This window comes from Chitinophaga sp. 10T418 (assembly GCF_056394125.1).
In genome coordinates, this window is the sequence record NZ_JBFTHG010000003.1 from 248059 (window position 1) to 269619 (window position 21561).

The following is a 21561-nucleotide window of genomic DNA, read 5'->3' on the forward strand; positions in this document are numbered from 1 at the left end:
TTTAAAATAAAACGGACATGCTTATACGAAATCCCGTGACCGTTTCAACGATGGTTGATAAATGTTGGTTACTATGTTGTTATTCTTTTCCTGGTTTACTTACAATAATTGTTCTGTTCACTGTTCTGAATTTTACTTTACCCGTAGTACTGGCGATGTTATCCAGTATATCCTGCAGGGCGCCCGTTTTACGCATATCCAGCGTAAAATGCAGGCGCTCCAGGGTAGGGTCATCAAAGTGAATAGTGTAGTCATATTCGCGTTCCAGGCTATGGACAATCTCTTTTAAGCTGGCTTCTTCAAAATAAATATCTCCGTCTTTCCAGGCAGTAAATACTCTGGCATCTACTTTTCGTTTACTGAGCCCCGATGCGGACGCATTATAAACCGCCTGTTCTCCGGGGAGCAGTACCACCGCTGTATTGTTGACCGTAGCACTTACTTTTCCTGTTGATAGTGTTGTATGAATCTGATGATCGTAGGTGTTGATGTTAAAAGCGGTACCCAATACTTTCACCTCCATTTCATTGGCCTTTACAATAAAGGACTGCTTCGCATTCTTGGCTACTTCAAAATAAGCTTCCCCGGTAATCTTCACTTCCCGGCGACTTCCGTTAAATGCAGCAGGATATTCCAGCCTGGAATCGGCATTTACCCACACCTGTGTACCATCTGCCAATACAAGTCTGGCCTGATGTCCACGTGGCACCTCCAGTATATTCATTTCTGTTCCCGCACCAGCCGCCATTCCGGGCTGATACACAATCATAGTATCACTGGCATTAATAGTGGTACCACCTGTTTCCTGCAACTGCTGCTCTCCATTGGCCAATAACACCTGCTGACCATTTGATAATGATAACCGCACTTTTGAAGTAGGCGGCAGATTGGCTTTAACAATGGCCGGCGCTTTCCGTTGCGATTGAAAAAACCGTATACTGGTAAACGTTAGTAGTGCTGCCACTGCTGCGGCGATGCTCCAGCGCAGATAGTGTACACGTTTCAACACCGGCTTATCGCTAAACCGTTCAGCAGCCGGCAGGGAACGTTGAAACCGCTCCCATCCTTCTGCCATTGGAAACTCCTGTTCTTCTTCAGCTGCTTCCTGCAGATAAGGATGTATGGCTCCGGATAGCTGCACTATCTCTGCTTCACCGGCCGACAAAGGCGTCCCTTCGGCGCCCTCTTCCAGCTGATGCAGCAGTTTATCCCAGTTAATATCTTTTTCCGGCATATCCATATACGTTATAGACACTCATTTATGAGAAAGGGTGAATGACAATAATTACTTTATCAAAAAAAATAAATACACCAGGCCACGGATCAACCAGATACACTCCTTACGCAGCATCTGATACGCCAGCCTGATATGTGTTTTAACGGTATTTACAGAGATGTTCAACCGCCCCGCAATTTCCGTATACTTCAATCCATCACGGTTGCTGAGTAAAAAAATAATGCGGCGTTGCTCCGGMAGCTGGTCAATGATCGCCCAAAGCCTTTTGTGTAACTCTTCCCTTGGCAAACCTTCCTCTTCCGGTAGCTCCGCCAGCTCCTCCACATCTGCTATATCAAAAGAAAGCGGCCCTGATTGCCGGAGATAATTTAAAGATGCATTCCGTACCGCACGGAAAGCATAACTGCTGAAATTCTTGACAATTGGCAGTGTAGCACGTTTATTCCAGCAGTGAAGAAAGAAATCCTGCGTAATATCTTTGGCAGTATCCTTGTCGCCGACTACACGAAAAGAAACGGTACATAAGTGAGAATAATGCTGGCGGAATAATGTGGCAAAGGTCGCCGGATCAATGGAGGGCGACAACTCTTCATTATCATATTCCGCCATAACCCCGAACATTTTTATTCATGAAAACTGGTTGATCTTGTATTTTATATCCACAAAATATAAAAAGGAACAGAAAAGCCGGCATTCATGCTAAAACATTTTTCACAAGTGGCTATCCATCTGCTGCATGATCTCTGCTACCTTTAACAGATAAGCATCTTCGCCTGTTGCCTCCATCCACTTTTCATATCGCTGTTGCAAAGCGCTGTCTGCCAGTATATCCGTTCCCGTTAATGTCATTCTTTTTCCTACCGGCAGTTTCCATATATTACCCAGCGTATCTATATGTGCCTGCAGCTTTTGCTGATGTTGCTTAAATGCATCATAAGACAAAGGCACAGGATCCTCCTGGTGCTGCTTCATCCAGGTAGTATTTTCCAGTACACCGGTAAACACCCGGTCTTCTTTCCATAAACGGTTACCCGCTGTAATCAGCTGCTGGTCCACTTCCGGACGCTGTATATCTGAATACAGGGTACCTGGAATAGTATCCCATGGCAACGCCGTAGCATTATCCCGCTCCTGCACTTTCATATAAGATGTAACACCAGGCAACAGAATATCAGGAATCACACCTTTCTGTTGTGTGGATGCTCCATTCACGCGGTAAAACTTATGTTGTGTCAATGCAATGCTGCCAAACAACTGGGTAGGGATGCCTTTGTCGGGATCGCCTGCTTTGCCCATTGGGAGCGTAGCCTGCGCCGTGCCTTTCCCATAGGAAGAAGCACTGCCGATGATGATGCCACGATGATAATCCTGAATCGCTGCTGCAAAAATTTCTGCTGCAGAAGCGCTGTTTTCATTGATCATTACCGTTAAAGGACCTTTGTAAAGCCAGGGTTGTGTGGAGTCCGTATTGTATAACACCACCCCATCTCTCTTTCTTAACTGTACCTTGGGGCCAGGGGGCAGAAAAAGTCCCAGCATCTTCACCACCTCGTCTAATGAGCCACCAGGGTTATTACGCATATCCATTACAATGCCATCTACCTGTGCTTTTTGTAAAAGCATTACTTCTTTCGCAATATCATCCGCGCAATGCACACCATCTCTTCTTTCAAAATCAGCATAAAAAGAAGGTAAATAAATATAGCCGATCTTCTTGTTCTGCTGATGAATCACCGCACTTCTCGCAGCAGTTTCATCTTCTGTCACGATGCCCCGCTCAATGGCCACCATTGATTCTTTGCCGTTACTTTTACGTAATACCAGTTTCACCGTAGTGCCTTTGTCACCGCGGATAAGCCGCGACACATCATTCAATGGCATACCAGCTACTTCTACCATGTCGCCGCTTTTGCTGCTTACCTGCACCAGGTGATCATTCTCCTGCACAAGCCCGCTATGTAAAGCAGCACCTCCATTTATTAACCGCTTGATAAAAATCTCTTCATTCTTCACATCCAGCTCCATTCCCAGCCCATAATAGCGATGCGCCATCTGTTCCTGCAACAACCGCGCATCTGCCGGCGGATTATAAGCGGTATGCGGATCCATTTCAAATACTACTGCATTTACATACAAGGCAAACTTGCTGTCTTCCGCCGTGCTGGCCTGCAAGCTGCTGAAGGAACGCTTAAACCAGCGCTGCACTTTTCCCCTCGCCAACTGCTCCTGTTGCGCCAATGGCAATTTGCCCACACTATCTGCGGTGGCCGATTCCATCATCCGCTTCAACACTTCATAGGTAAGACGTTTACGCCAGATGGCTACACGCTCCTTTTCATCAGCAGGATAAGCCGCATCATGGCGGTTTAACAACACCTGCTCTTTTGAACGCAAAGAAACCGGCTGCTGCAATATGCTGTCTGCTATCCATGCAGCTTCCCTTACCCGCTGCTGATACAAAGGAAAAGCAACATTAAAAAAACGCACATCGCCCTGATGTAACTCGTCATCAATAGTAGTTTCATAGGCTTGTAACTGCGCTATGTCTGCCTGCAAAAACAAAGATTTATAATCATCTATGGCGGTGATAAATCTTTTCCACACGGCCTTCGAATATGCATCACCGATTTCTTTCGGGGAGTAATGATCTCTTTCCAACCTGGCTACCACTAATTTTATAATGCCCTGGCGCGCGGCCTTTAAACTATCTGAGTGATGGTCATAAGAAAATGCCGGTAGCGTAACTACCAGTAATAGTAACAGTAACTTCAGTCTCGCTGTCATGATGATTCATTGATACATCAGGAAGACACGAAAAATCCGGAAAGGGTGAATGAGGGGTGAGCCTGTTTAAAAAAGGCTTCAAGATTAAAATGAGAATAGTTCCAGGACAGCGTATGTTCCAGTTCCAGCAGCTGCCGGCCATCTGTTTCACGGCCAGCTCATCCCTACCTATTTTACTGGTACGCATCCACGTGAGAAACTGGCGGGAATCAATCCTGTATTAACAAAAATCAATCGATTGAAATTATTGTAGTTTCGAAATTAATTAAAACCTCTGCTTTTCCATAAAAATCTGGAACAAACATATTTATGCCTACGTTTTCAGTACCTTTTCATCTTTCCGGCTACCTGTAAATGATTCCCTTTACTTAGCAATAACCGGGTTTTTTACCGACATTCATGCCGCTACCTTTGTTTTAAAATTAAGAGCCATGAACAATTATGATAAAATTGCAACAGCAATAGACTACATCAAAAGCAATTTTAAAACACAGCCTGATTTACAGGAAGTAGCTGCCGCAGTACATATGAGCCCGTTTCATTTTCAACGGGTATTTTCAGAGTGGGCAGGCGTAACACCGAAAAAATTTCTGCAATACCTCACACTGGACTACGCAAAAAATATACTCAGAGAAGAAAAAGCTACCGTGTTCGATGCAGCCTTTGAAGCAGGCCTTTCCGGAACCGGGCGCCTGCACGACCTCTTTATTAACATCGAAAGCATGACACCCGGCGAATACCGCAACGGCGGCAAGGCCCTGCAAATCAATTATAGCTTCGCAGAAAGTCCTTTCGGCAATATTATCGTAGCATCTACGCCCAAAGGTATTTGTCATATGGCCTTTGCAGACGATCGCGATGCAGCCCTCCTATCACTGAAAGAACAATTCCCTCATGCACAGTTTACCCAGGTAGTAGACCTTATCCAGCAAAATACCCTGTATATTTTTACGCAGGACTGGAGCCGGCTGTCTGAAATAAAACTGCATCTCCGGGGTACCGACTTCCAACTGAAAGTATGGGAAGCTCTGCTGAAAATTCCGATGGGGAACCTCACCACCTATTCGCGCCTGGCAGAAGAAATCAGTCATCCTAAAGCATCCAGAGCAGTAGGCTCCGCAGTAGCACAAAACCCTGTGGCATTTCTCATCCCCTGTCATCGTGTTATAAAAGCCACCGGCGACTATGGGGAATATCATTGGGGAAGCACCCGCAAAAATGCCATCATAGGATGGGAAGCAGCACATAAATCCGGAAAATAAGCAGGCATCAGTATCTTGGATCAGGTTGAAAAGTTGGGGAATATCTTTTTTCAATATGCTCTAAATGCCGCATTTGTCATTCTCAAATCTTCCCGAACTATCATTGAATATTAAACAATACCCATTACACTCCCTTTAGCTAATCTTCCATCTGTTCCCAAAACAGGTTCCCCGGATTATGTTATATTTATAGTAATCAAAATAATCTCCCATGGCAAAACAAATGTCTGTCATTTCTTTTACGGGAAAACTCGGCAATCTCATTGGGTATAAGCGCAATGGCAACTACTTTCTGCGCAGCATGCCTCAAAGCGTGCAGCAAACGGCTGCTACCCGCCGCGCCTCCCGGCGCTTTGGCATCGCCAGCAGGAAAGGCGCTTTTATCCGTAAAGCGCTCTACCCCCACCTGGATATCCATTGTGACGGCGCCCACATCAATCGGCTCAACAGGCTGCTCATTACTGCCGGCGATCATCACGCCGCCATCACAGGCTTCCGCTTCCATCAGCATACCGGAGTAGATCGTTTTTTTCCGGTGGCTCCACGGCTTCTCCCTAACGGGATATTAAATATTCCGGCACAAACCATCGCCGGGTATAAAGGTATAGCTGCCCTGGAAGTAAAAGTAATCGCTACACGCATTGATTTTATATCACGCCAGGTGGCAGGTAGCGAAACAGTTACGCTCATGATAGATACGGATACCACTTTCCAGGAAACAAATGTTTCGCTGGATGTACCCGGGCAGGGCTCACTGGTAGTGGTTTTCCAGGTAAGAGCGATGTACAGGGATGGCCCATCCGGCAACAGGCAATACATGGCCGCCGATATTATTGCAGTGGCAGCGCCAAAGGCACCCAAACATACTCATAAACGCACCTACCCCAAGCGGACGAAATTGCTTCCCAAACTTATCTATACACACGCATATCCAGCTGTCATTCAACTGGAATAAAGCGATCTTGCCCCCGGAGATATTTTGATGAATACCCCCTTTATACCTGCTTTCTTTCAATCGTCTATCACTTTCCACAGCTACAGCCTAACACTGAAGCAGCGCCGCTATGACCTGTTTTCACCTCCATCCATTTGCTGATGCAATTTCATCCCGGTTATACATCCTAACCTCATCCCCGCATCAAGTCCACCTCTGCTGCAGGGCTACTATAGTTACGTATCGGGTGTTAAGCATAGACTCAACGGAGCCAACATAATGATACACTTTCCTGATCCCGGCCAAAAATAAAAAGGGCTGCCCGCTTGTGAAGGACAGCCCCGTTTTTGCTTATGAAAATAAGGACCCGCACTGAAAAGCGCCTGCCCGGTTAGACGAGGAAATATTTTACATTGGGTATAAGGCCACAAATAAGATGATAAGTGCAACATACCCGTTGGGCATGCGTAATAAATTACTCATGTGTATTCAGATTTTGGTTTAATAATTTACTCTTAACTCGGATTCTTACTCGACTAACTATCTGCTCAGATGATACGCTCGGTTTATTGATTGTTGTTATTGCACGGTTATCGGCTTCACAATCGTTTAAGCTTACTTAAAAATAAAAAAATATTTTACATTTTCACGTATAAATATCCTTGTTTTCAATAAGAGACAAATATTTACAATAACAATATTTAGTATCAACAGGTTACATATTCCAATATCTCCCTTTTTTTATACCTTGGTCAAAAAAAACATGGCATCCGCGAAAACACCCGTTGGACAAACAACCTCACAAGGCTGGGAAATGGGCATACGCCGTACATTTCCCCTCACTTCGGACCAGGCCTGGGTACTGCTCTTCACACAACCCATTCTGGCATCCTGGCTGGACGATAAAGCCGATCTCCCATTTCAGAAAGGCAATACCTACACCACTAAAACCGGTATCACCATCAGCGTATCTACCGTTACTGTCGGCAAAGTAATCCGTATGAAATGGCAAAGAAAAGACGAACCTACTGCATCTACCCTGCAGATAAGGGCCATTCCCGCTAAAGAAAAAACAACCATCAGCTTTCACCAGGAACATCTGCAGAACGAAGCCGACAGAAACCGCATGAAAGCCTACTGGGAAAATGTACTGGATAAAATAGCCGAAACAATCTTCCCATAAAGCAAATCCCGCGAAACGAACTTTTCAGGGGATCTGGGATGAATGCTTCTCATAAATTTGCAGTGGTAACGGTAATTCGCGAAATATCTATATGCTTCGCTTTTTATACATTCCCCATTCAATACATCCCAGTTGGCTTGTGTATGCTCATCCGCACTGCCATACCGGGCATGACTACACGATTTTATCCGATCGGCTGTTACTGGTGTAGTTTGATGCCAGACCATCAACTGCTGCAGTAACTGTTGTCTGTTTCGCCAGATGTGAACCAGTATGCCTGTTGCCATTTCCTCGGCCGATTCGCGGGACTTTACGAAACATAGCATCTTCTCAGATTATACGCAAATTTTCCCAAACAACCTATTATTTTTAAGGGTATTATAAGCCGCTACTCCGATTCTTACCAGTAACTTTGTCATTACCAAACACCAATGAACCTACGGGAACGCGAACTTATGAATGTTTATAGTATAGTTAAGGGGCCCCAGCAGCCAGATTTGCTCCACCATGAAACCCTGGCAGACATTTTTTCACAGGCTGTGCACGCGCATGCACATCATACCGCGCTGATATTCCAACAACAAACACTTACCTATAAACAGCTGGATCACTGGAGTGATGCGGTAGCAGCTTCCCTTCAATCCAGGGGAATAGGTCCCGGAAGTGTGGTAGGTATATGGTGGCCGCGTGGACTTGAACTGCATGTAGCGATACTCGGTATCATCAAGGCCGGTGCGGCATATGTGCCACTGGACCGGGAAATGCCTGCAGAACGTGTAGAAGGTGTATTGACAGAAGTAAAGGCCGCTGCCTGTTTCAGCGAAGTTCCCCTGCAACTCGATGCAGCCGTATTAACCGTACCACCCGTACCCGACAGCACAGAAACATTCCAGCTCAGTGCAGGTCCTCAACCCGATAACTTCGCTTATGTACTGTATACTTCCGGCAGTACCGGTAAACCCAAAGGTATTCCTATCAGCCACCGGCAGATATGTCACCTGATCAGAGCAGAACAAACCGTTTTAAATATAAGCGCCACCGACAAAGTATACCAGGGCTTCTCTGTATCCTTTGATATGTGGTGCGAAGAAACCTGGCTCAGTTACTTTGTGGGCGCCACCCTCTGGGTAGCCGATGCAACAACGGCCAAAGCCATCGATGAACTGGGAGATGTATTACGCCGCGAAAAAATCACCGTACTCCATGCAGTCCCCAGTCTGTTGGCTATTATGGATGATAACATCCCCACCCTGCGTCTGATCAATGCTGGCGGAGAAGCCTGTACACCACAGGTGCTGGCCCGCTGGGCAGCGCCTCCCCGCCATTTCTATAACAGTTATGGCCCTACGGAAACAACCGTCAGCGCTACTTTTGCGGCATTGAAACCCGGCGATTACATCACCATCGGTCAACCATTACCCAATTACAACATGGCCGTGGTAGATGAAAAACTGGACATATTGCCCGTAGGCGAACGAGGTGAACTGGTAATTTCCGGTCCCGGTGTAGGCGCCGGTTATATAGACCGCCCCGAACTGACCCGCGAAAAATTTGTGGATAAACCAGCATCTATGAGCGAACTGCCCGGCAACCGCTTATACCGCACCGGCGATGCCGCTATCATCTTACCCGATGGTAGCATCGATTTCCAGGGCCGCCTCGATGATCAGATCAAATTACGCGGCTATCGCATAGAACTGGGAGAAATAGAAAACCAGCTCCATAGCATGGATGGCGTAGTAGCCGCCGCTGTAGCCGTTAAAAAAGATGGTAATGACCAGGATCAACTGGTAGGATATATAGTAAAGGGAGATGACCAACCTCTTGACGAATCACAGCTCAGAGCCAAACTCGCCAAAGTATTACCCCCCTATATGGTGCCGGGCATCATACAGGTACTGGACGACATGCCCCGCTTACCCAGCGGCAAAATAAACCGTAAAGCATTGCCCATACCGGCTGCCTTTACGCAGGTCACTACCCATGAAGCTATCGATCCGAATGCACCACTGGAGGACAAAATAAAAATCATTCTCTCTAAAGTATTTCCTGACCGCAATATTGACCTGCAACAGGATTTCTTTACCGACCTGGGAGGCCACTCTTTGCTGGCTGCCGCTGTGGTATCACGACTGCGCCGGGAAGCCAATGTGCCACAGGCTTCTCTCAAAGATATTTATATACACCGCCCCTTACAGGAACTGGTAAATGTTTGGGCAGCCCAACCACAGGCAGGCAAACAACAAAACCGCGTTTTCAATAAGGTACCCTGGTGGAGACACCTTAGCTGCTGGACAGCACAAACAGTAGCCGTACTGGTGATCTTCGGATTATTTGCGATGCAGATATTCCTTCCCTACCTGGGCTACTATTATGTAGAACAAGCCACCAGTCATCTGGGATACGCCATCCTCACTGCACTGATCATGTTCTGCCTGCTGCCACCTGTATTCTCTGCGCTCATCATCACCACTAAATGGGTGGTCATCGGAAAAATGAAAGCAGGCGATTACCCGGTGTGGGGCACCTATTATTTCCGTTGGTGGCTGGTAAAAACTATCCAGCGCCTCATGCCTTCCCAATTCCTGAATGGTACCCCATTATATCCCGCTTATCTACGGATGCTGGGCGTAAAAATAGCGCCGGATGCACAACTGGGCGCCGTTACTATTGGTGCGGAAGATCTTGTAACTATTGGCAGCGATGTAAGTATCAGCTCCCAGGCAGTGATCAATAATGCCTGGGTGGAAGATGGTCTGCTGAAACTACGTACCGTTCACCTCGGCGATCATGCCTATATAGGCAGCAGTGCTATTATTGGTGGAGATACGGTGATGGAACCCTGGAGCGAATTACAGGACCTCAGCTTCCTCTCTGCCAACACCACTGCTAAAACCGGTGAAGTATGGCAAGGCAGCCCTGCAGAATTAAAAGTCACCAAAAGCATCAGCGAACTGCCTCAGCCACTACATGTGTCTAAAGCTACCCGTACTAAATACAGTATCATCTTTTCCCTGTTCCTGCTGGTATTTCCGTTCACCGTATTATTACCGTTATTACCCACCATCATTACCCTTAACCAAATGGATAATGCGGCACCGGATTATAACTTTAACTACATGGTGATTACGCCGGCACTGGCACTGAGCTATATTATTTTATTCACCACGCAAACAGTGGTGCTGACCCGCTTATTGCAATGGGGCATMAAACCCGGTACCTATCCTATTTACAGCGCTTTTTATGCCCGTAAATGGTTTGCCGATCAGCTGATGTCTTTATCCCTGATTGTAATACATCCCATTTTTGCTACTGTATATATTTCCTCCCTGTTCCGTGCACTGGGTGCTAAAATTGGTAAGAACACAGAAGTATCTACTGCCAGCAGCGTTACCCATCCCCTGCTGGAAATAGGCGATGGCGCCTTTATTGCCGATGCGGTAACACTGGGCGAATCAGATGTACGCGGACAACAACTGATCCTCGAAAAAACAATCATTCACAATACCAGCTTTGTAGGCAACAGTGCCCTGATACCACAGGGCTATGAACTGCCGGAAAATATGCTCATCGGTGTGCTATCCACACCACCATCAAAAGAGCAACTGGCAGGCAGCAATGCACGCGACTGGTTTGGGTCGCCCGCCATTGCGCTTCCGCGCCGCCAGGAAAGTCATTTCTTTCCACCTGAACTCACCACTCACCCTTCGCCACAACGCAAACTGGCCAGGGCTACCGTGGAGTTCATACGCATACTCATTCCTGAAACCGTAGTGATTTGTTGCAGTATCCTTTTCATTGCCTACGCACATGACCTGGTTACCGACAAACCCTGGTGGATGATATTGCTGCAGTTCCCTTTCTATTACCTGTTCTTCCTGGGTTTACCGGCATTCCTGTTCACAGTTATCCTCAAATGGACTATCACCGGCATTTACAAGCCGTTGCAAAGTCCTATGTGGACCTCTAAAGTATGGCGCAGTGAAATGATCACCTCTACCTACGAAGCACTCTCTATTCCATTCCTGCTGGAGTACCTGAAAGGCACGCCCTGGCTGCCTGTATTCCTTCGGTTACTCGGCGTAAAAACAGGCCGCCGCGTAGTACTGAACACCGCAGACATCACCGAATTTGATATGGTGGAAATAGGTAACGACAGCGTACTCAACGAAGACAGCGGACCACAAACACATCTGTTTGAAGACCGTGTAATGAAAGTAGGCGCTATCAAAATAGGCGAAAGAAGCAGTATTGGCGCCAGGTCTATCATTTTATACGATAGTGAAATTGGTGATGATGTAAACATCGCGCCATTATCACTGGTGATGAAAGGAGAGAAACTGCAATCCGGTACCAACTGGACCGGCAGCCCGGTGAAACCGGATTAACCATGTAACAGGCAGGGACGTATAATATCACTGCCTGTTACGCATATACTTTGGGAGATGTAATACCCGTTGATGGACACTTATTATAGATCATCCAAGCCGCTATCTTATTAACACAACCAGTTCATGGTAACAATCAAGCCTATACAAATCCGTGACCATTACGCCCTTATCAGTGGCATGATGCAGCAGTTACATATCTCCGAAAAAGAATTTTTTCTAAAAACTGCCACCTGGGAAAGCATTGCGGATAACTATATGCAACATGTCATAGAAACCCAGGAAATCTGCGATGGCACCTGCTTACTCGCGTATGCAGATGATATACCGGCAGGCTTTATTTTTGCCTACCTGGAAGAAGCGGATGAAAGTCGTATAGAAGATTACACGAACGATACCCTCTATGTATCTGACGGCTATGTGGCCGCGGAATTCCGCCGGCAGGGCATTTACAAACTAATGAATGAAAAACTGGAAAGTATTTATATAGAGAAAGGCATACGTAGGATTGTAAGATATACCCTTGCTAACAATGTACGTATGCAACAGTTTTTAGCATCGAAAGATTATGAACCGGTGCGACTGGTATATGAAAAATGGTTAACCGAAGATGGGAAAAAACCGGTAACGCTATTTCCCGGGAAAACCGGCCATCAGGAATAAACCAAAAATCTGCTAACCCCGTATATGCTTGTTAAACGATCCCGTGTTAAACAGGTTTATCATAGTCCTACTTCTCAGCCTTGGCGCATTTACCGCCAACAGCCAAACCATTCAGTGGCAGGAATTTAATCAGCATGCTTTTGACCTGGCCAGTCAGCAACATAAGCCGGTATTGCTGGACCTTGGTGCCAGCTGGTGTCATTGGTGCCATGTGATGGATGATTCTACCTATGAAAATCCGGCAGTGATCAGTTATCTCTCTGAAAACTACATTTGTATAAAAGCCAACCAGGATAAAAGACCAGACCTTTATGCAAAATACAAGGACTATGGCTGGCCCGCCACCATTATATTTCATGAAGATGGCAGAGAGCTGCTAAAGCAAGCCGGCTACTTTAGTCCCGCCGACTTTCTCCCGTTGCTGCAAAAAACGTACAATAGTTACCGTTATATTGAACCACAAAAAAAAGCAGTTATCAATACAGCTGTACCTGGTAAATGGTCGGCTGCCACCGCCGCATTTGTACGGAAAAATTTCTTCGGATACCTGGATATGGCAGATGGTGGTTATGATATGCAGCAACACTTCCTGGAATACGATGGGATTGAATATGCCCTGCGTCATTTTAACGCAAATCCACAGTTAAAGAAATGGCTCCCCCTCACTATCCATGGCTCTTACCGTATCAATGATCCTGCCTGGGGAGGCGTTTATCAATACTCTACCAACGGCGACTGGGAGCATCCGCACTTTGAAAAAATACTCAGCATACAGGCGAGATACATAAAAATATATGCCCAATATTATGCTGCAACAAAAGATAGCAGTGCATTACAGCATGCCCAAAAAATAATCAGCTATCTGGATACTTTTCTGCACAGCAATGAACAACTGTATTACAATTCACAGGACGCAGATTTGAAGGCAGGAGAACATGCAGGCGGTTATTTTGCATTGTCCGCTGCAGATCGCTATCAACAAGGTATTCCACATATAGACAGCACCTGTTATGCAAAAGAAAATGCGCAACTCGCAGATGCTTTCCTGCATATGTATACCGCTACAAAAAATAAGAACTATCTGGCTAACGCCGGTAATATATTGAAGGCCATCCAGGAGAAATTCAGGCAATCCGATGGCGGCTACGTACATGACCGCGCTTTCACCGGCAGTATAGCACTCGCGGATCAACTATATCTCTGCCAGGCGTTGCTACACTACGCACAATTCAGTGGCGATACAACCGCCCTCTCCGCGGCCAAAGAAACAGCCAATTACATGCTCGCACATTTTACCGGAAAAAACAAGGCGCTATACAGTTTCAGTAACAACAATAAGTACCTGCCACCTGATGAAGTACTCAGTGAAAACATAGATGCCTGCCGGGTATTGGAGGAGCTTTCTCAATACGGAAATCCCGCATACAAAAAAGCGGCAGAAAATATATTTAGTTATATATCTTCTCCCGCTATATTAAAAACGATCATCGCCGAACCAGGTATACTGACGGCGAAGGAAATGTTGCATTAGTAATCGATAGAATGATCCTTTTTAACGGTGGCACCAGCCCAGGCTTTCTTAGCCGTCCACGACTGTGCGGGGCCCATCCAGAAAGGATCTCCCATTGGTAAGCCCAGCGCCAGGAAACCGGTAGTGCATAAATACAAACTTCCGGTAGATGTATATACGTCAGCAATTTCCGGCTGATGCCCGCAGAAACCGATCTGTAACCAACCCTTTTTATCGAATGTACCGGGTGTATCAAAAATTCGTTTATTCACAGCCGTTAGTGCACACCGTACCTGTGCCGGTGAAATATCTTCCGGCAGTTTTCTCTCCAGTGCAGTTTGTGCCAGGGCCTGGAAGGCCGCATTGCGGTAAGGCATAGAACGACCCACTACCGGAAAAGTGCCTTCGGGTGATATTTGTCTTTCCAGTATGGCACTATAGCGTTGCATACGTTTCAACGCCAGTTCATAGTTTTCTTTTTGTTCATCATTCTTTTCCACCATTACTTTCAACACGTCCACCAACATAGGTTGTATCACAAAGGAATTGTAATAGTCGTAATGAAAATGTGCACCATCACCATACATACTATCTCCTTTATACCATTCCATGATCTTCTGCACTGCCAGGTCTATCGGCTTACGATCCCAGGCAGCACCATATTTCAGCAGCATGGCTTCTATGATGGCAGAAAACAGCACCCAGTTATTGTTAAACGCTTTGATACTGCGCAAGCTGATCAAAGCATCTATTACCTGTTGCTGTGTTTTGGGCGCCAGCATTCCCCACAGTTCTTTGGGTGCACGCATCAGGCCGTGGGCCAGGAACGCACCATCGACCAATGGTTGCGCATCAAATTTGCCGGTGAAGTTCATGTAATCGGGAGAGGCAGGGTCCACGGCCATGGCAATGGCTTTGCGCGTCATTTCCAACATCTCGATGCGCTTACTGCCTTCCACGGTTTGGTCCGGGCCCAGTTCCAGCCAGGGCGCCAATCCTGCCAGTGTTCGGCCAAATGCTTCCAGGTAAGTGACTTTATCCACCGGCTTGGCATAATCAGGAGCCACTTCTGTAGGCATAGCAGCCTTTAGTTTTCCCTGGCTTAACTTACTGATAACGGGACGGCATATACGAATCAGCAGGTCTACATTGTAGTTCCTGTCATCCGCTGCATCCATTGGCAGGTTTTCGGCCGCCATTGCCTTCAGCAGTCCTTTATCCGAACCGATGGTGCCAGCCACCCCCGCCATGGGAATAGCTTTAATAAAAAATCGTCTGTCCATGGAATAATTGTTAACGCCTTATTTAGCCCACTGTTTGTACCGCAGCAATGCTTCTACAAAATAATAATCAGCATATGTCAACGGTACATCTACTTCTGATTTATGTGGCAAAGATCCCACACTATGCATTAAAATAAAATCATTATTCTCTCCTTCTTTGGCCAGGTAAGCCGGGCTGCATAAGCTGTTCAGCATGGTTTCTGCTGCATTCCAGTAACGCTTGCCTTCCGTTTTGCCTGTATAGCGACTCAGCTCCAGCAATGCAGATGCTGCCACCGCAGCAGCAGAAACGTCACGCAATGCATCAGGAATGCCCGGTGCATCATAGTCCCAGTAAGGTACCAAATCTGCCGGCATTTTTGGATTGTTCAGGATATACTCCGCAATGTGACGGGCTTGTTCCAGGTAAGCTTTGTCTTTTGTGTCACGATACATCACAGTATAACCATACAGTCCCCATGCCTGACCACGTGACCAGGCAGAGCTGTCTGCTGCTCCCTGATGCGTTTTACGTCCTAATACGGCCCCATTAGCCGGATCATAATCTATTACATGATAGGAACTGTAATCCGGACGGAAATGATGCTTCATGGTGGTATTGGCATGTGTACGTGCAATCTGTTCAAACTGCTTATCACCACTTTCACGGGTAGCCCAGTTCAGTAACTCCAGGTTCATCATGTTATCAATGATTACCGGGAATTTCCAGGTGCCATGATCCCAGGATTTAATGCAGCCAATGGTGGGATTAAAGCGGGTAGATAAAGATTTTGCGCTGGTGAGCAGAATGGCTTTATAAGCAGGATCTCTGGTAATACGCAATGCGTTGCCGAATGGGCAATACATCATAAAGCCGAGATCATGTGTACGGGTATTAAACTGTTCTTTTTGTACCAGTGCCATGCGTTTCAGCGCTTCAGCTTTAAAGGCTGGGTCTTTCGTGTATTCAAACAGGTACCAGCTAGTGGCAGGATAAAAACCGGAAGTCCACCAGGTGGAGTTGGAAGTTATCAGGCTGTCATCTTTGGTATTGGTGGTGCGTGGCAACAGGCTGTCCGGTACATGAGTCATCATCAACTTATACTGACGTGCGGCAAACTGCAGGGTAGCATCAGCTTTCACCAGTAATGCTTTGTCTGCTTTACCGGATTGTGCATACGATTGCATCACCATCACCGGTAATAATATTACCGTAAAGAACAGGTTCTTCTTCATAAATAACGTGATTATAAAATGATCATTTCTTTTTGCCATTGATCTTTGCCGTACCGGCGGAAGATTCGCGTGCTATCAGTTGAATAGGTATTATCTCCTGTGAATAACGTGGTACAGTGGAAGCTGCAGTGTTGATCAGTTCCATTAAAGCAGCCACCACTCTTTCTCCCATCATAGCCGGGTATTGGTCTATGCTGGTTACAGGTGGTGTAACTATTTCCGTGCGCGGATCATTGGAATAGCCTACTACTTTCAGGTCTTCCGGCACCCGCACATTTATTTTACGGCAATACTCCATAATGGTAATCGCGGTGGTATCGTTGGAAGCAAAAACACCATCCGGATAAGGTGGTTGCGCGAAAATCTTTTCGCAGGTTTGCCATGCATTTTCACGGGTGAGTTCATGATAAAAAATGCGTGTTTTCTTAAATGGCAATTTATGTTCCTGCAAAGCATTTTTATAACCAGCCACTCTTTCCACATACAGATTGCTCGTCAGCGGGCCGGATATATGTACAATGTCTTTACAACCTTTTTCTATCAGGTGCGTGGTAGCCGTATGTCCACCCAGGTAATCATCTCCCTTGATCACTTTTACATTGTAATCTTTGGGCACCCGGTCAAAAAATATTAATGGAATATTGTTGTCCTTAAATACATCAAAGTGAGAAAAGTCGGTGGTGTATAGCGTAGTGGATACCACCAGCCCATCTACCCTGGCAGAATACAGGGTATTTACCAACGCTACTTCCTGGTCATATGAATCATTAGATTGACAAATGATCAGGTTATAACCATGTTCCTGCAGTTTATTCTGGATGATGGTACTGATAGCCGCAGGAAAAAACATAGAAATACGCGGTACTATCAGTCCGATTGTTTTGCTTTTATTATTCCTCAACCCGGCAGCCAGCGCATTGGGACGATACCCTAGTTTGCGGGCCATCTTCTTCACTTTATCTTTCGTACGTGCGCTGATGTTAGGATTGTCATTCAGGGCGCGTGAAACGGTAGATACGGAGAGTTTCAGCTCTTCCGCAATGTCCACAATTGTTTTTTCTGTACGTTGTTTGCTCATGTATAGAGGCTATTAGCGGTAAATGTTTTGTTATCTTCCCATCCAGCCACCATCCACGGTAAGGATAGTACCATGTACGTAATCTGCTGCCCTGGAGGCCAGGAATATTGCAGGCCCTGCAAAGTCTTCCGGTTGTCCCCAGCGACCTGCCGGAATACGATCCAGTATGCTGCTGCTACGCTGCTGATCCGCCCGGAGAGCAGCTGTATTATCAGTTGCTATATATCCCGGCGCTATGGCGTTCACATTTACTCCTTTGGAAGCCCATTCATTGGCAAATGCTTTTACCAGCGAACCTACAGCTCCTTTACTGGCAGCATATCCCGGAACATTGATACCTCCCTGGAAGGTGAGGAGAGATGCTGTAAAGATAACCTTTCCGCTTCCACGGGCAATCATTCCTTTGCCAATTTCCCGGGTCAGGATAAATTGCGCATTCAGGTTGATGTTGATCACTTCATCCCAATACTCATCCGGGTGTTCCGCAGCGGGTTTGCGGAGGATAGTACCTGCATTGTTGATCAATATATCTATTACCGGTACATCCTGTTCCAGTTGTTTGATAAATGCATATAAGGCGGTCCGGTTGGAGAAATCACACTGGTACGCCTTAAAATTACGGCCCAATGCTTTTACTTCCTGCTCTACCTCACTTCCACTAAGCTCCAGGGAAGCAGAAACACCAATGATATCTGCACCTGCTGCGGCCAGCGCCACGGCCATGCCCTTTCCAATACCACGTTTGCAACCTGTCACCAGGGCCGTTTTGCCCTTTAATTGAAATAAATCCATTGTATAAATATTGGAAGAATTCCGGATGGCTGCATCCGGAATTCCAGAATTATTGAATCGTTACAGTTAAAGGCTGTTTAACCTTTTGTGCAAATGTTTCCAGGTAGCTAAACCATTCTGTGGCGGAAGTAATCCGGCCTCCCTTGTTCCAGGCAGCTCCGAAATAGTATACATACGGCTGTTGATTGCCTGTTGTACCAGGGCTCAGCAAATGTATATTATCCGTTTTCATGCCAGGTACTTCCCGTGCAAATACACAACCCACTCCAATGGTGCCATCTTCGCCATGCGTAGGTTCCCAGTAACCCATTACACCCGTCTTTTCATCCAGTAATACGGTACCTGGCTCCTTACGCTTTACAATACCCGTCACTACCGGAATATTATCTTTGCCCTTAAAAGTATATTGCAACTCCATCTTATTCAGCTGCGAACCAGCGTCCAGTGAAATCGTCTTGGTAACGGTAACGGCTGTATTACCAGCCTGCCAGCTATCATACGTTAAAGCAAAAGTAGTCCGCAAGGGGCCATTATCCAGTGTTTTCCACTGGCGATAATTCTTTGGGTAATAGATCGTATCCTTACCATAAGGTGCGGTATCGCCGGCGCCCAGGGTTAAACCAACACTGTAATAATCCAATCCCTGTCCATTATCATGGTGGTAGTTATCCAGTTTATACCAGGTATCAATCACCATATCGGTGGTACGCTTGGCCCATACATCAATACCGAAGGCCATTTCCTTTGGCACCTGTTCCAGCGCTTTACCGTACATACGGTAAGCCATCCGGTCATTTTCCCATGCGTAATCATCTTTACGTTCAGGTACATACCGACCGTAAGCCCCTGCCTTTACCGGAGCGGGTGTGCCCTCCACAATGGCTGCATACAACTTGGCACCGGCAGGTAATGTTACCTGCAGTAATATTTTCTTTGCTGCTTTGCCGCCTTCATACAACAGCTGATAAGGGATTTCCTGTCCGCCTACCACATCCACTACCTTAAAATTTTTCTGCGCGCCTTTACTCGCTTTACGTATAAAATCGCCATAAGGAATCTCAACAATATCACCTTCCCTGTTTACACCTGTGTTATTGGAGATGACTACTGCAGCAGTCGCATTTTTGCGCAGGTCGTATTTTATCAGTTCCGACCCGGCTAACAGGAACGCACCTACGCCATATACTTCTGTATCATCTGCTGTAGCTTTTCCGGGGGCAGCGCCTATTTCCTGCACAAAACCCAGTTTGCCGTTAGGTTGTACGCAACCGGTAAGTGCATCCCATCCTTTTTGCACGATGGGTAAAAACTCTTTCTCCGGAAGTACCCCGTTATTGATACCCCACATTAACGCATATACGTAAAAACCGGTACCACTTGTTTCCTTTGCCGGATAGTTATCAGGATCCAGTAAGCTGGCATGCCAGGTACCATCGGCAGTTTGCAAAGCAGCAATACGGTAAGCCATTTGTTTATATAACTCCAGGAAACGTTGTTTACCTGCATAACTTGCCGGCATATTATCCAGCATGCGTACCAGGCCACCCATTACCCAGCCGTTACCACGACTCCAATACACATTGGTGCCATTCTTTTCTTTTTTGCCGATATAGCTGCCATCCCGGTAATACAGGCTATCCTGTTTATTATACAGGTACTCAGTTGTTTTCCACCATAGTTTATCGGCGGTTTCCAGGTACCGTGGATAACGGGTAGCGGTAGAAAGGTATGCCAGTGCCGGAGGTCCCATAAACAGCGCATCACACCAGGCCCACTCGCGGTGGTGAATACCATTCTTCCATTCAAGGGATTCGTTATGCGGCGCAGCAACGATGCTATCTGCCAGTTTACGGAATTTATCTACCATCAACGTATCTCCGTACACACTATATAATTGTGAATACAGTTGGCCAACACAATATTCATCTGCAAAAAAACGATCCGGTCCGGTGTTCCAGTTATTGTCCTTACCTACCTGTACCAGGCGGTCAGTAAAAAACGGATTGGCCGTTACCTGCGTGAGCGAGAACATACCGGCATACATCGCGCCGTTGGTCCAGTCGGTAGGCGCATGGTTCCAGCCCTTTGCGGTAATATACCGCCATTGCCAGGAAGCCACTTTCTCCATCTGAGCCCTGACTATTTGTGCAGTATAGGCGTCGGTGAAAGCGGTAGCATGCTTTTCCTTAACAGGTCCGGTAGCATGCGCCGGTAAGCCGGCATGCAGGAAAGACAAGCCCAGCAAGCTTCCTGCGATAATTGTTTTCATCATCATGATAGCAGCTATTATCAGTTCATTAACGTAAATCAGTGATCTTACAATGGTCCATATCACTATAGTCCAGGTTTTCACCAGCCATACCCCAAATAAAAGTATAGTTGCTGGTACCGGCACCGCTGTGCACCGACCATGGCGGCGATATGATAGCCTGTTCATTCTGCATCCATACGTGGCGGGTTTCCTGTGGCTGGCCCATAAAGTGGCATACCGACTGTCCTTCCGGTACTTCAAAATAAAAATATACTTCCATTCTTCTGTCGTGTGTATGCGCCGGCATCGTATTCCATACACTGCCAGGTTGCAGTTCTGTCATACCCATCTGTAGCTGACAGGTTTCCAGCACACTGTTCACCAGCAGTTTATTGATAGTACGGTGATTGGAAGTCTCCAATGTTCCGAGTGTCACCACATCTCCATCCTTTTTAGACACTTTACGTGTAGGATAGGTATGATGTGCCGGCGTAGAATTCAGGTAAAATTTAGCAGGTGTTTGCGCATTTTTGCTGTAAAAAACTACCTGCTGTTTGCCTTTACCGATGTATAACGCTTCTTTGTAGGCGAGTTCAAATTTCTCTCCGTCTACTTCCACAATGCCTTCACCACCTACATTGATCATTCCCAGTTCTCTTCTTTCCAGAAAATAACCTGCTTTCAGAAGATCGATGGTAACCAGTGTTACCGGGCCTTTCACCGGCATAGCGCCTCCTGTAAGATAGCGGTCGTAATGTGAATGCGTCCAGGTAATCTGATCTGCTTCAAAAATGTTTTCTATTAAAAAAGCCTGTCTCAACTGCGCGGTATCCATTTGCTTCACTTCCGCAGGACTGCTGGCGTACCTTGAATCTAACGTGGTGCTCATATAATTCTATCGTGTTTTTAATATAGTGAATAAGCTGTTAGCTGTTAGCGCTTAGCTTTTAGTAAATGCAGCGAAAATMAACACAACATCTG

15 protein-coding genes are annotated in these 21561 nt (G+C 46.3%); 6 read left to right on the forward strand and 9 right to left on the reverse strand.

Annotated features, from left to right (window positions below; translation table 11 throughout):
- Positions 1-79: 79 nt before the first annotated feature.
- The 3 genes from AC1DCV_RS09160 to AC1DCV_RS09170 form a co-directional block, all read right to left on the reverse strand.
- Complete coding sequence (locus AC1DCV_RS09160; protein WP_477022923.1) at positions 80-1234, reverse strand: FecR family protein; 1155 nt, start codon at positions 1232-1234, stop codon at positions 80-82.
- Between the two features lie 51 nt (positions 1235-1285).
- A complete protein-coding gene (locus tag AC1DCV_RS09165; protein WP_477022924.1) occupies positions 1286-1846 on the reverse strand; it encodes an RNA polymerase sigma-70 factor in 561 nt (186 codons plus the stop codon).
- Positions 1847-1948: 102 nt separating this feature from the next.
- Positions 1949-4021 (reverse strand): carboxy terminal-processing peptidase, encoded by a 2073-nt coding sequence (locus AC1DCV_RS09170; RefSeq protein WP_477022925.1) that lies wholly within the window; start codon positions 4019-4021, stop codon positions 1949-1951.
- A 431-nt stretch (positions 4022-4452) separates the two neighbouring features.
- Between AC1DCV_RS09170 and AC1DCV_RS09175 the strand changes: the two genes are divergently transcribed.
- The 6 genes from AC1DCV_RS09175 to AC1DCV_RS09200 all read left to right on the forward strand — a co-directional run bounded on the left by AC1DCV_RS09175 (position 4453) and on the right by AC1DCV_RS09200 (position 13982).
- The gene (locus AC1DCV_RS09175; RefSeq protein ID WP_477022926.1) at positions 4453-5283 is read left to right on the forward strand and encodes a bifunctional transcriptional activator/DNA repair enzyme AdaA; all 831 of its coding nucleotides are present in this window, start codon (positions 4453-4455) and stop codon (positions 5281-5283) included.
- Between the two features lie 211 nt (positions 5284-5494).
- Positions 5495-6238: a hypothetical protein gene (locus AC1DCV_RS09180; protein WP_477022927.1), complete on the forward strand. Its 744-nt coding sequence runs from the start codon at positions 5495-5497 to the stop codon at positions 6236-6238.
- Positions 6239-6980: 742 nt separating this feature from the next.
- Positions 6981-7400, forward strand: coding sequence for an SRPBCC domain-containing protein (locus AC1DCV_RS09185; protein WP_477022928.1), 420 nt, complete (start codon positions 6981-6983; stop codon positions 7398-7400).
- Between the two features lie 431 nt (positions 7401-7831).
- Entirely contained in the window at positions 7832-11788 is a 3957-nt protein-coding gene (locus AC1DCV_RS09190) for a Pls/PosA family non-ribosomal peptide synthetase (protein WP_477022929.1), read from the forward strand.
- Positions 11789-11914: 126 nt separating this feature from the next.
- The gene (locus tag AC1DCV_RS09195) at positions 11915-12451 is read left to right on the forward strand and encodes a GNAT family N-acetyltransferase (protein WP_477022930.1); all 537 of its coding nucleotides are present in this window, start codon (positions 11915-11917) and stop codon (positions 12449-12451) included.
- Between the two features lie 43 nt (positions 12452-12494).
- Entirely contained in the window at positions 12495-13982 is a 1488-nt protein-coding gene (locus tag AC1DCV_RS09200; protein ID WP_477022931.1) for a DUF255 domain-containing protein, read from the forward strand.
- On the opposite strand, the gene AC1DCV_RS09205 is transcribed toward AC1DCV_RS09200, so the two are convergent.
- The 6 genes from AC1DCV_RS09205 to kduI are packed head-to-tail and all read right to left on the reverse strand — an operon-like array spanning position 13979 to position 21469.
- Entirely contained in the window at positions 13979-15244 is a 1266-nt protein-coding gene (locus tag AC1DCV_RS09205; protein WP_477022932.1) for a DUF2264 domain-containing protein, read from the reverse strand. The genes AC1DCV_RS09200 and AC1DCV_RS09205 overlap by 4 nt on opposite strands.
- An 18-nt stretch (positions 15245-15262) precedes the next feature.
- Complete coding sequence (locus tag AC1DCV_RS09210) at positions 15263-16459, reverse strand: glucuronyl hydrolase (RefSeq protein WP_477022933.1); 1197 nt, start codon at positions 16457-16459, stop codon at positions 15263-15265.
- A gap of 22 nt (positions 16460-16481) precedes the next feature.
- Complete coding sequence (locus AC1DCV_RS09215) at positions 16482-17537, reverse strand: LacI family DNA-binding transcriptional regulator (protein WP_477022934.1); 1056 nt, start codon at positions 17535-17537, stop codon at positions 16482-16484.
- A gap of 30 nt (positions 17538-17567) precedes the next feature.
- Complete coding sequence (gene kduD, locus AC1DCV_RS09220) at positions 17568-18329, reverse strand: 2-dehydro-3-deoxy-D-gluconate 5-dehydrogenase KduD (RefSeq protein ID WP_477022935.1); 762 nt, start codon at positions 18327-18329, stop codon at positions 17568-17570.
- Between the two features lie 49 nt (positions 18330-18378).
- Positions 18379-20604: a DUF4861 family protein gene (locus AC1DCV_RS09225; RefSeq protein WP_477022936.1), complete on the reverse strand. Its 2226-nt coding sequence runs from the start codon at positions 20602-20604 to the stop codon at positions 18379-18381.
- Between the two features lie 22 nt (positions 20605-20626).
- Positions 20627-21469 (reverse strand): 5-dehydro-4-deoxy-D-glucuronate isomerase, encoded by an 843-nt coding sequence (kduI, locus tag AC1DCV_RS09230; RefSeq protein WP_477022937.1) that lies wholly within the window; start codon positions 21467-21469, stop codon positions 20627-20629.
- Between the last annotated feature and the right edge of the window lie 92 nt (positions 21470-21561).